The organism is Psychrobacter sp. DAB_AL62B (assembly GCF_028895345.1).
Classification (GTDB): domain Bacteria; phylum Pseudomonadota; class Gammaproteobacteria; order Pseudomonadales; family Moraxellaceae; genus Psychrobacter.
This window is the reverse complement of record NZ_SAXC01000006.1, coordinates 102,596-117,689: the sequence shown is the minus strand read 5'-3', so window position 1 is coordinate 117,689 and position 15,094 is coordinate 102,596. Positions and strand designations below refer to the sequence as shown.

The 15,094-nt window shown below is 40.8% G+C and carries 18 protein-coding genes; 7 read left to right on the top strand and 11 right to left on the bottom strand.

Annotated features, from left to right (window positions below; translation table 11 throughout):
• Positions 1-2 precede the first annotated feature (2 nt).
• Positions 3-911 (bottom strand): hydrogen peroxide-inducible genes activator, encoded by a 909-nt coding sequence (locus EPB74_RS09445; protein ID WP_079692576.1) that lies wholly within the window; start codon positions 909-911, stop codon positions 3-5.
• A gap of 291 nt (positions 912-1,202) precedes the next feature.
• On the opposite strand from EPB74_RS09445, the gene ahpC reads away from it, so the two are divergent.
• Positions 1,203-1,769 carry an alkyl hydroperoxide reductase subunit C gene (gene ahpC, locus EPB74_RS09440; protein WP_274903956.1) on the top strand — a complete coding sequence of 189 codons (567 nt, stop codon included), beginning with the start codon at positions 1,203-1,205 and terminating at the stop codon, positions 1,767-1,769.
• Between the two features lie 163 nt (positions 1,770-1,932).
• Here ahpC and EPB74_RS09435 read toward each other — a convergent pair whose 3' ends face one another.
• Positions 1,933-2,181, bottom strand: a complete 249-nt coding sequence (locus EPB74_RS09435) for a YdcH family protein (protein WP_274903955.1) — start codon at positions 2,179-2,181, stop codon at positions 1,933-1,935.
• Positions 2,182-2,685: 504 nt separating this feature from the next.
• Between EPB74_RS09435 and ahpF the strand changes: the two genes are divergently transcribed.
• The 3 genes from ahpF (at position 2,686) to EPB74_RS09420 (ending at position 6,122) form a co-directional block, all read left to right on the top strand.
• Positions 2,686-4,263: an alkyl hydroperoxide reductase subunit F gene (gene ahpF / locus EPB74_RS09430; protein ID WP_274903954.1), complete on the top strand. Its 1,578-nt coding sequence runs from the start codon at positions 2,686-2,688 to the stop codon at positions 4,261-4,263.
• Positions 4,264-4,362: 99 nt separating this feature from the next.
• Positions 4,363-5,250 carry a hypothetical protein gene (locus EPB74_RS09425; RefSeq protein ID WP_274903953.1) on the top strand — a complete coding sequence of 296 codons (888 nt, stop codon included), beginning with the start codon at positions 4,363-4,365 and terminating at the stop codon, positions 5,248-5,250.
• 41 nt (positions 5,251-5,291) lie between these two features.
• Positions 5,292-6,122 carry a hypothetical protein gene (locus EPB74_RS09420; protein ID WP_274903952.1) on the top strand — a complete coding sequence of 277 codons (831 nt, stop codon included), beginning with the start codon at positions 5,292-5,294 and terminating at the stop codon, positions 6,120-6,122.
• A 22-nt stretch (positions 6,123-6,144) separates the two neighbouring features.
• On the opposite strand, the gene EPB74_RS09415 is transcribed toward EPB74_RS09420, so the two are convergent.
• The 6 genes from EPB74_RS09415 to EPB74_RS09390 form a co-directional block, all read right to left on the bottom strand.
• Positions 6,145-6,879, bottom strand: coding sequence for a glutathione S-transferase family protein (locus EPB74_RS09415; RefSeq protein WP_274903951.1), 735 nt, complete (start codon positions 6,877-6,879; stop codon positions 6,145-6,147).
• 276 nt (positions 6,880-7,155) lie between these two features.
• The gene (locus EPB74_RS09410) at positions 7,156-8,013 is read right to left on the bottom strand and encodes a bile acid:sodium symporter family protein (RefSeq protein ID WP_274903950.1); all 858 of its coding nucleotides are present in this window, start codon (positions 8,011-8,013) and stop codon (positions 7,156-7,158) included.
• Between the two features lie 252 nt (positions 8,014-8,265).
• Positions 8,266-8,598, bottom strand: coding sequence for a TIGR01244 family sulfur transferase (locus EPB74_RS09405; protein ID WP_079692568.1), 333 nt, complete (start codon positions 8,596-8,598; stop codon positions 8,266-8,268).
• A 138-nt stretch (positions 8,599-8,736) separates the two neighbouring features.
• Entirely contained in the window at positions 8,737-9,063 is a 327-nt protein-coding gene (locus EPB74_RS09400; protein ID WP_079692567.1) for a beta-lactamase hydrolase domain-containing protein, read from the bottom strand.
• Between the two features lie 200 nt (positions 9,064-9,263).
• Positions 9,264-10,973: a SulP family inorganic anion transporter gene (locus EPB74_RS09395; RefSeq protein ID WP_274903949.1), complete on the bottom strand. Its 1,710-nt coding sequence runs from the start codon at positions 10,971-10,973 to the stop codon at positions 9,264-9,266.
• A 57-nt stretch (positions 10,974-11,030) separates the two neighbouring features.
• Positions 11,031-11,321, bottom strand: coding sequence for an ArsR/SmtB family transcription factor (locus tag EPB74_RS09390; protein ID WP_446740038.1), 291 nt, complete (start codon positions 11,319-11,321; stop codon positions 11,031-11,033).
• Between the two features lie 365 nt (positions 11,322-11,686).
• On the opposite strand from EPB74_RS09390, the gene EPB74_RS09385 reads away from it, so the two are divergent.
• The 3 genes from EPB74_RS09385 (at position 11,687) to trxC (ending at position 13,436) form a co-directional block, all read left to right on the top strand.
• Positions 11,687-12,556 (top strand): MBL fold metallo-hydrolase, encoded by an 870-nt coding sequence (locus tag EPB74_RS09385; RefSeq protein ID WP_079692565.1) that lies wholly within the window; start codon positions 11,687-11,689, stop codon positions 12,554-12,556.
• Between the two features lie 149 nt (positions 12,557-12,705).
• On the top strand, positions 12,706-12,888 hold the full coding sequence (locus EPB74_RS09380; RefSeq protein ID WP_274903947.1) for a YgaP family membrane protein: 183 nt from the start codon (positions 12,706-12,708) through the stop codon (positions 12,886-12,888).
• A 107-nt stretch (positions 12,889-12,995) separates the two neighbouring features.
• Positions 12,996-13,436 carry a thioredoxin TrxC gene (trxC, locus tag EPB74_RS09375; RefSeq protein ID WP_274903946.1) on the top strand — a complete coding sequence of 147 codons (441 nt, stop codon included), beginning with the start codon at positions 12,996-12,998 and terminating at the stop codon, positions 13,434-13,436.
• Between the two features lie 134 nt (positions 13,437-13,570).
• Here trxC and EPB74_RS09370 read toward each other — a convergent pair whose 3' ends face one another.
• From EPB74_RS09370 to EPB74_RS09360, 3 genes are all read right to left on the bottom strand, one after another.
• Positions 13,571-13,972 carry a hypothetical protein gene (locus EPB74_RS09370; RefSeq protein WP_089554603.1) on the bottom strand — a complete coding sequence of 134 codons (402 nt, stop codon included), beginning with the start codon at positions 13,970-13,972 and terminating at the stop codon, positions 13,571-13,573.
• Positions 13,973-14,122: 150 nt separating this feature from the next.
• Positions 14,123-14,482: a SirB2 family protein gene (locus EPB74_RS09365; RefSeq protein ID WP_274903945.1), complete on the bottom strand. Its 360-nt coding sequence runs from the start codon at positions 14,480-14,482 to the stop codon at positions 14,123-14,125.
• A gap of 93 nt (positions 14,483-14,575) precedes the next feature.
• Entirely contained in the window at positions 14,576-14,902 is a 327-nt protein-coding gene (locus EPB74_RS09360; RefSeq protein ID WP_274903944.1) for a BolA family protein, read from the bottom strand.
• Positions 14,903-15,094 lie beyond the last annotated feature (192 nt).

The following is a 15,094-nucleotide window of genomic DNA, read 5'->3' as shown; positions in this document are numbered from 1 at the left end:
CATCAGTTTTTATCAGCAGCATCTTCAAACGCTTGCTTAAACAGCTTACCAAGCAAATTGACATCATCAACGCGGGCATAATTCAGACGAGTGACAAAGGCAATATGACGATGCGGACCTTTCTCCGCCAGTGGTACTGCGACCGCGTTTTGGTTTTGTAGATGCAATTGATCGAGCGCCATTTCCGGCACCAAGGTCGTACCCATGTTGGCAAGTGCCATTTGGATTAAGGTATTTAAGCTGGCATCAGAAAAGCTGGATTTCATCTGTGCACGGTCAAAGTGACAGACGGATAGCGTCTGATCAGTCAGACAGTGTCCTTCGCCAAGTAACATGAGATTGGCAGTGGCTAGCTCATCGGCATTGATGGTTTTAAGTTTGGCATGGACATCGTCTTTAGGGAATACGGCAAAGAAATCTTCTGCCCAAAACTCAAAGCTATGCAAGCCATCTACCGCATAAGGTAGCGCAATAATGGCCGTATCAATATGACCATAACGCACTTGTTCAAGCAAGCGCTCGGTTTGTTGCTCGACGATGGTCATACGGAATTCTGGATAGTGCGCTCGTAGTGCAGGCAATACTTTTGGTAGTAAATAAGGGGCAATCGTTGGAATAATACCAACGGTCATAGGATAAGCCAGTGGCGACTGATGGCTGTGCGCGCGCGTGGTCAAATCATTGACTTCCGAAAACACGCGCTGCGCCCGAATTAAAATATCTTCACCGATAGGCGTAATCAGTACTTGCTTGTTGTTACGCTCAAAAATCTGGGTATCCAGTTGCTTTTCTAACTCTGCGATACCAAGACTTAGTGCTGATTGTGAGATATTACAGTCTTCCGCTGCGCGTTTAAAATGACGGTGTTTGGCGACGGCTAAGGCAAACTCAAGTTGACGTAAGGTAATCATAAAACCTCTCTATTAATAGCTGTTTAAGGCAATTGGTTGTGCTTATTTATTTTGTGCATTTATCCAATGAGATGTAGTTACTTACGCATAGTGCACTGATGATAAAAAGCAGAGAGAATAGTTTAACAAGTTTAATAAAACAAAACATCACATTAAAAACTTTTAACTGGATTAACCATAGAATTCGCGTATAGTTTGTCAGGTAGCCCAGAGAATTAAAGGCTTAACTGAACAATCATATAAATAAATTTCAATTAACTTAACATCAATCAATCAAAAAAGGAGCCACTCATGGCGTCTATTATCAATCAAGAAATCCCAGAATTTTCAGCTGATGCATATGTAAATGGTGAGTTCAAAACCATCACTTCAGAAGACGTAAAAGGCAACTGGGCGATTTTCTTATTTTACCCAGCTGATTTTACCTTTGTTTGCCCAACTGAACTTGAAGACATGGCAGCTCATTATGAAGAGCTAAAAGGCTTAGGCGTAGAAGTGTACTCAGTATCAACTGACACCCATTTCACCCATAAAGCATGGCATGATTCTTCAGAAGCAATCGGTAAAGTTACTTACCCAATGATTGGCGATCCTACTGGTCGCATCACTCGTGGCTTTAACGTCATGATTGAAGAAGCTGGTCTTGCTGAGCGCGGTACATTCTTAGTAGATCCAGACGGCTTAATTCAAGTTGCTGAGATTCATGCTGGCGGTATCGGCCGTAGCGCAAAAGACATGCTACGTAAAGTGAAAGCAGCGCAGTATGTTCGTGAAAACGACGGCGAAGTTTGCCCAGCAGCTTGGGAAGCTGGTCAAGAAACGCTAAAACCAAGTCTTGATCTAGTAGGTAAGATCTAAGCAATTATTGATTAGATTAAGATTTTAGTATTATTAAAAGCAGTAGTTGCTGATTAGTGGTACTAAATCAAGCTTCAACAAAAGACCCCATTAACTTATGCTAATGGGGTCTTTTTTTATGTATGAGTTTTTATCATACGTATACATTTATAACATTAAATATTTAGGCATGAGATTGTAATTTGTTTTTATCAATTATTTTATAAATCTCATCTTTTAAATGCAGTTTTCGCCGCTTCATTTGCTCGATTTCTTCGTCGCGACTGGCGTGCGTAATGACATCTTTCTCAAGCTGATTGATTTGTTGATCCAGCTGAGTATGTTCATCAAAAATAGTCGCAAAGTGGCTGTCTTTCTGCTTAAGCTCAGCAATAATTTCTTTGTTATCTTGCCATGTATCAGTCTTTCTCATGTTGTCATCCTTGTTATGAAGCGCAAGCTTGCAATGAGTATTCGCGCATTTTAGTTAAGATTACTGTGATGAATTTCTATGATTTTGAGACCTAGATTTTATTAAGTTTTATCGCTATTTGACTCAATAATGATAAAACTTAACACAAGCAGATATGACTTTTAATGAACACGCTTAAAAGCGAATCTGCTATAAGACTAATAGGATTTTTTCCTATTGGCGTCACTCGATTGTAGCTAAAAAAATTCCTAGATACTATGACTATCATTGATTATTACTTACCAATAGTTTTAAAATTAAATATAAATAACTACTTACGATTTGTTTTATAAAACATAAGGTTTGAGTTTTTCAGCTTGCCCAGAACGGCCAAACCTTTGATAATAGACGTATCAAAGGGCATAAGCCGCACGATTAATAATATTATTGGCACGTGACTCTCTCAAATTTAAACATGCAGCACAGTTGCTGACGTTACATATTCAATAATAATGGGGAACAAACATGATAGATAAAAGCTTATTAGACGCAGTCAAAAGTTATAGTGAAAATATGACTCGCCCAATTACCTTTGTATTGGGTAGTGGCGAACATAGCAAGCGTGCTGAGTTGATTGATTTTTTGACTAAAATTGCAGGTACTACAGATAAAATAAATTTTGATAGTGCAGCGACCGATGACAGCTTACCAAGTCCGATTAGTTTTGCGGTTCGTAGTCATATTGATGGCGGATTGACTGACACTGGTATCGTCTTTAGTGGTATCCCAGGCGGTCATGAATTTACATCGCTCATATTGGCAATCTTGCAAGCGGGCGGTCACACGCTGAAACTAGATGACGGTATTCAAAAGCTCATCAAGCGTTTTAATAAACCGCTACAGTTCCAAACTTACGTATCGTTGTCTTGCCACAGCTGCCCAGAAGTCGTACAAGCGCTGAACCAATTCGCGCTACTAAACGATGACATCAGCAATGAGATGATCGATGGCGCATTGTTCCAAGAGCAAGTAGAAGCCAATAACATCCAAGGCGTACCAGCAGTATTTTTAAACGGTAAGCCGTTTGCTAATGGTCTGATTGACACGGCTAAATTGATTGAGAAGTTGCAAGAGCAGTTCCCTGATTTATTAGCAGAAGCTGACGATGACGCTGAGCAGTTAGAGCAGCAAGATGTGACGATTATTGGCGCTGGTCCTGCAGGTATTGCGGCTGCTATTTATACTGCGCGTAAAGGTTTAAAAGTGACCATGGTTGCTGACCGTATTGGTGGTCAGGTAAAAGATACCCAAGATATCGAAAACTTAATTTCTGTGCCTTTAACGACAGGTGGCGAGCTATCTGCAAACTTTGAAAAGCATTTGCGTGAATATAATATCACGCTTAAAGAGCACGTCAGTGTCAAAGAGATTGGTGAGACTGCTGATGAAAATTACAGCATTCATCTAAATACTGGTGAGACATTTGAGACGCGCAGCATTATCTTAGCGACTGGTGCTCAGTGGCGTAAGCTTGGCGTCCCTGGTGAAGAAGAAAACATTGGTAAAGGCGTGGCGTTCTGTGCTCACTGTGACGGTCCGTTCTTTAAAGGCAAAGACATCTCGGTGATCGGTGGCGGTAACTCAGGTATAGAGGCCGCAATTGACTTAGCCGGTATCGTGAAGCATGTGACAGTATTCGAGTTTGCTGATGAGCTAAAAGCGGATCAAGTATTGATTAATAAAGCTAAAGAAAAGGCAAATATTGATATCATCACTAGTGCAGCCACTCAAGAGATTAAAGCGACTGATGGTAAAGTAACTTCTATCGTTTATCAAGATCGCAATAGCAGTGAGAATAAAGAGCTTGATATTTCGGCTGTCTTTGTCCAAATTGGCTTGGTGCCAAATACTGAATTTGTCAAAGGCTTTGTCGATTTAAACCGCTTTGGTGAAATTGAGATTGATGAGCGCTGCCGTACGGATCGCAAAGGTATTTTTGCTTGTGGTGACGTCACGACTGTCCCGTTTAAGCAGATTAACATTGCGATGGGTGAAGGTTCAAAAGCGGCATTATCAGCGTTTGAATACTTGGTCATGCAGTAAATTATACAGTTCGAAATTCAGTTTAAGAAGCCACCTCTTTTGAGGTGGCTTTTTTTATGGCTGATGATTTACTACTTGTAAATTTTTATAGATTAACTTATGTTTGTTAATATTTTTATGAGAAACTTAAGAGTGAAAAATAAATATATAGCTATTAAAAATAACACTTGGGTTAAATGCTTAGTTTTTATATCTTTAATATTCAGTGTAACTAATGTTTATGCAGGACAAACTGTCGATGAGATTTTAAATAAATACTATCCTATCTATAATGAGACAAAGCAGTGCCGAGGTATTATGGCTAATAACGGTTCTAGAGTTGATGAAGACGTTTACCTAAAAAGTGGCTACTGCATTAAGATTGATAGACAACTAGAGGTAAAAACCAAGCAAGGCAAACGTTTATATGTGGTAGTCATTGGAGATGTATCATTTAATAAAGAAGGCGGAAACGATTCTGGATCTCATGCCGATACTGGACTGGTCGGTATGTTTGTTCTAAAGCCACAAGGTTCAGGCTGGAAGGTGGAATACGCTAATCCAGTGATGAATGCAGGTGCTTCTGGTGGAGGACTAAAAGACTGGAAGCTGATACAAGTTGCCCCTGATAAGTGGGGATTTATTAATATTCATAGTGACTCGCACTACAATCAATCTTTTTCTGAATACTTGTTACTAGCGCCAGACCATAAATCAGGTAAGATAATAAAAAGCCATATAGGGGGAGAGTCTACATTTTCTAACACACCAACTGCACCATCGGGCTGTAGTAAAGATAGAAAGGTAGAATATTGCACTTTATTGAAAGCCAAACTCAATATTGATAAATCAAAGGTGATAGAAGGCTATTACCCGCTAGAGATTACGGTCAATGGTCATGAATATAACTATGATGCCTCAAAAAAGAATACCTATAACAGTCAGGTCTATAAAATAAAATACGAGCCAAAAAAGGGGTACCAAAAGCCCAAAGATTATCCACTATAGTGATATCGTCAGAGTCATTTAATGAGTCAATTGAGGTAGGTATGATGCACGCCAAATTATATGGATCAATACTCAGTTTAAGGTCGTTTCTTAGTTTTGGATTATTAGGTTTTGTCACAAATACCTCTGCTGCTAATAGCGTGATGGATATCCTTAAGCCGTATTATCCGCTTTATAATGAAGCATTACAGTGTCATGGTGCGATTGCCCCTTCTGGTTCAGTCAATGGTTTAAACAATGAGCCATATATGACGGGCTATTGTATCGATATTGATAGGCAGAAAGTCATAGAGACGAATAAGGGGAAGCGCTTATATATATTGATTACAGGTGATGAGAGCTTCGATGAGAATGGTGAAGAAGTTTTACGCGGTCATGCACATAGTGGCTTAGTCGGTATGTTTGTCCTAAAGCCTAATGATAATGATAAGGGTTGGCAAGTTGAATCGGCCAATCCTTACATGAATGTTGGAAGTTTTGGTCGAGAGCTTTCTAACTGGCAATTACAGAGTTTCTCTCCTAACATTCGGGGCTCTTTGAATGTGCACAACAATGCACTCCAAGGTTATCACAGCGATCAGCTTGTCATTTTAATAGCCAATGGAGCGGACATTACAGAGAGTTGGATAGGCGTTAATTATAACAACGAGGATGCTGGAAAATGTGAAGACGATATATCAGAGTGTGATAATGTCAAAACTACTTTTAGTATTGATATGAGTAAAAGAATCAATGGGTTTTATCCATTGAAACTCACAGTCAATGGGGTAGTAAACGGTACGGTCTATAATAATGTTAATTATTATATTAAATATAAAAAAGACAAGGGCTATATAGAACCTAATGATTATCCATTAAAAGATAATTACTAGGCTCGTTATCAATGATTCAATTTTAATCAGCCAATATTCCTTCTACAGATAGTATTTCACCTGCTTCATCTTTTTTAATAACACGAGTTTCTTTGAGTGCCGCTTCTCGCCAAGCTTGGACATGGGGATTTTTCAGCATCGTTTCACAATACTGTTTGGTCGTTGACTTTAATACTATGTCAGAGGCATCAGCATACGTTTGCAAGCGTAGAATAACTGGTGCGAAAAAAGCATCGGCAGCAGTGAATGGGCCAAACAGGTAGCTGTCTTTTGAGCGATTTTTTAAGCACTCTGCAAAAATATGCTCAATGCGAGTGATATCGTTTAAACATGCAGCACTTGGTTGTATCTTTGCGGTAGCTCTAATATTCATCGGCATATCATTACGAATACCCGTTAGCCCTGAGTGCATCTCAGCAACGATGCTTTGACAATAGGCGCTATTTTTTCTGTTGCTAGTAGCAATATCAGACTTACTCAGTCCTGTCCAAATATCTAATTCTGTCAGGTAATCATTGGCGTGAATGGCAATCGCTAAGGTATCCCAGACTGTGACCTTATCATCATTTTCACCGTAGACCAAAACGGGTACTTTGGCTGTTGGTGCATACTCATCAAGTGTTTGTGTCGCTGAGGGATGAAACAGCTCAATCAGTTGCTCATTGAAGTCAATATTGAAAGCTTTGAGTAATAGCCAAGCTCGCAATGACCAAGACGAATAGTTTTTATTGCCGATGATGAGTAGCGGTTTTTGCATAAAAAAATCCTATTAAGCTGTATAAGTAAAATTTTATTATGTCCTCAATATTAGCAATTAACCAGTCTATAGTTTAGTAATATTCAAAAAATACCAATACGACTTCTGAACGAGCATTTTTTAGCGTAAGTGTCTTTTTATTAAAAGATATATTCATCACAAGGTGCTACTGCTATAAACTTTTCTAGCTTGTTGTTCACAGGCCTGACAGAGGCTGCGAAAAATTCATATCACTAGCATTGCATGGTCTTTAAATTGAACTAATAATAGCTATTATTAACTCTTATTTCTAATAAGAAAAATAACCGGTAGCGCAACCACATACATTAGTACGCCATATACAGCAGCGGGTAGGGCGATGACTGGCAGAGTACTGACGCCCATAATGATAGGTGCCAAGGTAATCGCGGTCGTACTGTTTTGAATACTGGTTTCTATGGAGATCGTTTTGGTATCGAACCAGCTTAGCTGCATTGCTTTAGAAGTCAAAATACTTAACGCAAATAAGGTGACAATAATCAGCACAAGCTCTAACCCAATAGACGCCAATTGCTCTTGTAGTAATTGCCAATTAGAGGCAATCGCAGCAAAAACAATTAAGACAAAAAAGATACTGGCTAAACCATTAAGAATACCGCTTCTACGCACCATAAAGTCAGTGAATTTATAGCGGGCGAGCATGCCTATCGTCACAGGTAAGGTGGTCAATAAAAACATCACCACGCCTATTTTTACCGCGCTAATAGAGCCTGCTTGATCTTTCATAAAGTGATTAAAAGCCAACGTAATCAATATGGGTAAAGTCACGACTGATAACAGACTCACCACACCAGTAAGCGCGACGGACAGCGCCACATTGCCTTTGGCATAGTAGGTGAGCATATTGCTGGTGACTCCACCAGGGCAAAAACTGATTAGCATGATACCAAAGGCGATAGTGGGTGGTGGCGACATTAGCAATACCACCGCTAAAGCAACCAAAGGTACAAAAATAACTTGGTTAACCAAGCCGACGATAAACGCTTTGGGGTGTTTAGCGATAACCTTAAAGTCACTGGGCTTGAGTCCTGTACCTAAGGTAAACATAATGTAGGCAAGTGCTAAAGGCAATAGAGCCAATACGTTATTACTCATGAAACATTCCTTGTAAAATTAAAGGTCATATTTGAATGACTTTTTTAATAACCCACATTCCTTGTGGTGGTAACATTTTTAGCAGCATTTGAAACTACTGTAGTTTCAAATACTAAAGCTTCAAACACTATAGCCGCAAAAACTATAAAAGCCCATATATCGATATGGGCTCATCAGTTTAATAGCTTAAATCATTAGTAATTTAATGAGGCGATTATTTGACGTCTTTATTTGAAGTCTTTATTTGACATCTCAGTCGTCTAATAAATCCATGCGCTTTGCTGCTTCATAAATACCTGTTGAGCGATTACCGGTGCGGCAAAATATTAGCATTGGCTGCTCAGCTTGATTAAAAAAATCAGCGAACTCTTCGACATGATTTTGATTGAGATCACTGCCAGCAAATGACACTTCTTTATAGGCAAGACCTGCCTTTTCAGCAGCAGCAGCAATATCAGCACTGGTCGGCTGATTTGGCTCTTCACCATCTGGACGGTTGTTAATGATGGTTTTAAAACCATTTTCGGCGATCATTGGTACTTGGTCAGGGGTGATTTGTCCGGTAATACTAACTTGATGGCTCATAGGAGCTCCTTTTATTTTTTATATTAAAAATGAGTTATTTGGTATGCAACTACAGAGCCTAATCTGAATAGATAGCTTTCTAAAGATGAAGTGTGTAAAGGTTACAGCTATTTGTATAGCCATTCTTTACAGTAATCTTTATAGCAGCCCTTGCATCAATGCACTTTGATAAAGCAGCTTGGCACGCGCACCCGTCCCACAAAACATAAGGATGGGTTTAGGCATTGAACGGTAAAAGGCGGCAAACTGCTCGACAGTTGCCATACTCAGGCGTTCATCGTCAAAGGGCAGATGATGATAGGTCAAGTTGGCTTTTGCGGTAGCACGCGCTAAGTCACAGCTATTTGGCTGCGTTTCTGTTTCAGCATCAGGGCGAATATTGAGCACAGAACAGTAGCCAAGCTCTGCAATCTTGATACATTGGCTTGGATAAATTTGCTTATAAATGGTTAAGTCATCGGTCATAAGTAGCTTCGGTCACATATATGAAAAGGCGCTAGGAAATAGAGCGTTATAGATAAGTGTATTTTCTAAAGGCTATAATACCTAAAGGCTGTAGTTTTTAAACACTATAATAATTTAGCATAACACAGCTTTTATCACATCTATAGGTTGTCACAGACAATAATTATTATTAACTTAACAATATAGAGGTCGCGGCGTTGTTAAACGTCTTTTAATGCATTCACCGCATCCATGGTACTTAGGTAAACCTGCCCTGATAGCTTGGTAATGACTGGGGTATTCTCAATGATATCCATCACCGGCCCTTTGATAAAGCTAAAGCTTAAATGCTTATTTTGGTTTAAAAGCTCTTGATTTAGGCTGATTAGCATCTCTTGTGCGGTCAAGTCTATGTGATTGACCGCTGACATGATAAGAATAATCTCATGAGCTTCTGGATATTGCCGTGTGGTCAGTATCACATTACGGTGGACGGATTCACTATTACCAAAGAACAAGCTCTCATCAATACGTAGCATCAATAAGTTATGAAAAGTCACCACATCATGACGATTGATATTACGAAAATGTCCGGTGCCTGCTAACTGACCAACGACAGCAACGTGCGGTTTACTCGATTGCCAAATCAGACTGGCAAAGGACACCATTAAACCAATAATTAGTCCTGTATTTAGGCCAAATATCAACACACCCGCAAATGCTGCCATAAAGCTGGCGGCATCTAAACGGTCACGCTGCCATGCAGACTTTAAGGTTGCTATATCAATAAGACCGATGATAGCAGCCATGATGGTCGCACCCAAAATAGCATAGGGTAGTGGGGCAAGTAAATTGCCAAATGCTATCAAAGCGGCAATCATTACCAGCACGGTTACTAAACTCGCCAGTGGCGTTTTTGCCCCTGAATCGACATTGATAGCGGTACGCGAAAAGCCACCAGCGATGGGAAAGCTTTGAAAGAAGCCGCCAGCAATGTTAGCAAGCCCTAGTCCGGTCAGTTCACGGTTGGCATCGAAGGTCTCGCCGCGCAGACGCGCATAAGTGCTGGCGACTGAGCTACTTGATACAAAAGCAATTAGCGCCATCAGCCCTGCTGTAGGCAACAAGTTGAGGACTTCAGGGAAGTCCGGCACATAAGGAAGGGTAAAATTTGGTAGTCCTTGCGGAATACTACCGATGGTCGCCACGCCATTGGTGGTCCAATGCAAGCCCATACTAAGGACAATAGCAATGCCGAGCAGAATAAGCGGAAATAGGCGCTCTGCCCATTTAGCATAAAAGGAGGATAACCAAGATTTCCATACCCACTTGCTACCGTAGCGGTTCATAACCATAAGCGTGAAGGCAATCACCCCGATGACTAACGTCAATGGATGCAACTGACTGGCATACATCTGCATGCTAGATAAATAACCTATCAAGCCATTTCCAGCGATAGGTATACCAGTCAAATACTTAAGCTGACTAATAAAAATGAGTACTGCTGCGCCACTAATAAACCCCGCTGAAACGCCACGGCTGATGAACTGCATAATCCAGCCCAATTTGAGCTGTCCTGCAAGCCACAAAATAGCGCCCAACATCAACGCCAAAAGACCTGCCATCAGTACATACTGCTCAGCGCCTTTATCGGCGTAAGGATGTAAAGCACTGGCGGTCATGATAGCAGTAACGGCGGCTGGTCCAACTGCTTGTACATTACTAGAGCCTAGCCACGCATAAACGGCGACTGGGACAATCGCCGCATATAAGCCATAAACCGGTGGCAGCCCTGCTAATACTGCGTAGCCTAGGCTTTGCGGAATAACAAGCACGCCCACCACCAGTCCTGCGATGATGTCAGCCGGTAGAGCCGACATCCGGTAGTGGCGCAACCAAGCAGGAATCAGACGAGCGGCGATAGAAGGCATAACAATACATCATCACAATAAAGAAAGTTAATTAACAGCAACCATTAAGCTAACAAGTTATGCGTCGGTCTGATTACAGAAGCGCTGGTACAGCAGTTGTAAGACGGCTAAAGCATCATCACTGGCGATCCTATAATAGATTTGCTTGCCGTCGCGACGTGTCGAGACCAGCTCATCCTTACGTAGGATACCCAGCTGCTGCGATAAGCTTGGCTGACCAACACCGACCAAGTGCTCAAGCTCACTAACACAGTATTCCCCTTGAGTCAGCTGGCATAAAAGTAATAAGCGATCAGGGTGCGATAAAGACTTTAATAGTTGGCTGGCTTGCAGTGAGGCTTGTTGCATTTGTTTAGCAAGGTCATTGGGGGCAAAGCCTACTACGCTGGGGGACATATTGTCGCTAGTGTTGGTAGCAGCTGTGCTCGATGCTAAAGTAGAAGTAGTCAGAGCGAGCTCCTTATATAAAATATAAATAGAAAGTGCAGAGTTTATAGATAAGATCTGGTTATAGACAGTTAATTATCAATGATAGCGCAAGTGATAGTAAGTTATCGTTATTTACATTATATAAATTGTTAAATTGTTTGATAGTTGCTATATTGGTCTTAATAAGTAGCAAATACGTCTATTCATATACTACAAATACCTATCTATTATACGTAAGAATTCAGCGAAAATTAAAACATTCATATAAAAGTAAAGAGGTAGCCATGCAAGTTCATTCTTTCTTACATAGCGACACAGAAACTTATACTCACGTGCTCGCAGACGTTCAGCAGCAAGTATGTGCCATTATCGATCCAGTACTGGATTTCGATGCCAAGTCAGGGCGTACTGCCACTACTAGCGTCGACGAAGTCATCGCGTTTGTCAATGATCATGGTTGGGAGCTGGTTTATATTATAGAAACCCATGCCCATGCCGACCATATATCAGGTGCTATACACGTAAAAGAGGCGCTCGGTGGACAATTGGTGATCGGTCAACATATTACTGAAGTGCAAAAAATATTTAAGCAAATTTTTAACTTTGATAGCAGCTTTCGTACCGATGCCAGTCAATTTGATATTTTGACAGATGACGGCGAAACCTTAGCGCTTGGTGGTATCACTATTACTGCGATGTATGTTCCCGGTCATACGCGTGCTGATATGGCGTATATTGCCACTGACGATGAAAAAACAGTGGTGTTTGTCGGTGATACCTTGTTTGCCCCAGATGTGGGTACGGCTCGCTGTGATTTCCCAGGTGGCGATGCCAAAAACCTGTATCAGTCGATTAAAAAGCTGCTGGCACTACCTGAGGATACGGTCATGTATCTGTGCCATGATTATCCAAGTAAGGGGCGTAAGCATTGTCCAACCACTACGGTTGCCGCGCAAAAATTAGGCAATATCCATGTGAAAGATGGCATTAATGAAGCAGAGTTTGTAGAGATGCGTGAGCGCCGTGATGCCAACCTTGAGATGCCACGGCTTATTATTCCAGCAGTACAAGTCAATATTGATGCAGGTCACTTCCCGAAACCTGAGGACAATGGTACGCGTTATCTAAAAGTACCTATCAACGTATTAGGATAATATTTACTGATTAAATAAATGCCAATATTAAATTGAAAGTTTTGCACGAATACCATCCACTATAATGCCAGTTTTTTATGAAACATGATTGGCTTATTGATGGTTTATTGATCAATATTATTGTTGTTTTCTCTATTAAGGAATCAATCATGAATATTAATATTGGTAGTACTGAGAGAATGCTGCGTGTTATTGCCGGTATCATTATTATTGCAGTGGGTGTTTATTATCAAAGCTGGTGGGGTGTCGTCGGTTTAGTACTGCTGCTAACCGGTTTGTTCCGTTTTTGTCCGCTATATAAAATGCTTGGTACTAATACTTGTAAGCTTTAACCTCTATAAACTTCAAGCGTTTTAATGTTAAAGTAATAAAAAAGCCAATAGGGCAAAGTGCTGTTGGTTTTTTTCATAAAATATACGAGCAGCATAGGAGTCACAATATGAGTGAAGACCAACAAGCGTGTCATGTCGTCTGCCCACATTGCCAAGCAACCAATCGTGTACCCGCTGCACGGCTTAGTGCTGCGCCCAATTGTGGTAAGTGCAGTAAGCCTTTATTGACTGGAACTCCGCATGAACTGAACGCGCAAACGGTTAATAAAGTTATTCAAAAAAATGACGTATTGACCATTGTAGACTTTTGGGCAAGTTGGTGTCAGCCTTGTCTTATGATGGCGCCAGAGTTCAAGACAGCTGCCAGTCAACTGTCGCAAGTCGTATTTGCTAAAGTACAAACCGACAAATATGAGCAAGCGGCGGCACCTTATAATATTCGCAGCTTGCCAACGATGGTAGCCTTTAGAAACGGTAAGGAAGTCGCACGGCAATCAGGTGCGTTACCTAGTGATCAAATCGTACAATGGGTGCGAAGCTTGAAGTAGTTTTGGTTGATAAAAGTTTCTTTTAAGAAAACTCAATTTACTTAGAGTAAGTCATAAAAAAGCCAATACGTTTATCGCGTATTGGCTTTTTTTTAAGCTAAAATCTTAAGGGGTAAGCCAGTTTTAATATCGGCTTACTCACCATAGATCTTAATACCATTGGCAAAGCTACAGCGCTGAATACGCGCTGATTGAATAATCGCATCACGTTCGCCGTATAGGCGCGATAACTTAGCATCGCGAGCTTTAGTATTGTTGCTTTGACCGACGCCAAAGCTGATATTAGGTGAGATGCCCCAACGGCCTGCGGAAACGCCAACGCCGACACCTGATGCGGATAAGCTTGATTGCTCGTTACGTGCAGCGTTCACATAATTATTGACACGGATGTACTCTTGATTAAGTGCTTGGCAATCATAACTTTGATACGTGCTTGGCGGTACGTATTGCGGGGTAATATTGCCCGTCGAGGCACAGCCTGAGAGACCAAAAACGCCAGCGGCTGCCAGTAGGGTTGCTGTAGTAAGAGTTTTCATAATGGCTCCATTAGGCTAAGTTGTGGTATTTGCATTTACTTAAGATAGCAAAAATAACGTGATTAAGATATTGAAAGATATAGCGATTATTAAATATTTAACAACTTTATCAACATATCTATTTATGCTTATCTCATCTTAAACTTATTATTAAAATAAGTTGCCCGGTTTACTAAAGGCCAGTATCACTATGCCCACATATGCCGCACCAGCAATAAGAATACCGGTTTTTCTTTGGCTAGGTGTTGCATTATTATTAAATGCTTTAATACTGGCACTGATAGCAGCTACAAGTAAGATCACTTTTGCAAATACCCACTGTACGGGAGCATTGGCACTTATCAACTGCACCAGCATCCCAGCTCCTGAAAGAATGATGACGGCGTAGATGATATGCGAAGATATTTTAACCATCAGTGGCGCTTGCTTGTTTGAGCTTAATGCCAGATAGCTCTGATATAAAAATAGCGCAATCAACAGTACTGCCGTGAGCATATGTAGATGTTTCATTGAATAGGATTTCCCTTAAAGTTGCATTTTGCTAGCTTATTTATAGTGGCTCATTATTATTGGATGAAAAAAGTCAGTTTAAACCATAGCTGTTTAGCCTTTGTTTTGCCCAGCACATAACGGGCTGTCAGGGTTTTGACCCTGCCACTCTGCCGGCGTATAAGCATGGATTGCCAACGCATGTATTTGACCACCTTGTGAAGTCAACAACGAATTCGCCCGATCATACACGAGCTGATGACGCGCAACCAAGCGTTTGCCTTCAAAGGTCTCACTCACAATGATAAGTTTAAAGTGACTTTCTTTACCGTCAAAATAGCCTGCATGATTCATTGATTCATTAACCAATTCAAGATGCTGCGGTTGTAAATTTTGTAGCTGATTACGGAGGGCGTCGGCCGTAGGTGTGGTAGTAATCATAGCAATCCTTTATGGTTTTGTGTCTTAAGAGCTTTGTGCTTTTATATTATTGCGCTTAGCCATTTTTAGATGACAGATTGTACCCATTATAGCAGACGCTGATATCGACGCCGCGTTGTATTAAGTTGGCAGTAATTCCTTAGCCTCAAGCATAAAAAAGCAGAACGCAATATAGAGTTTGCGCTCTGCTTT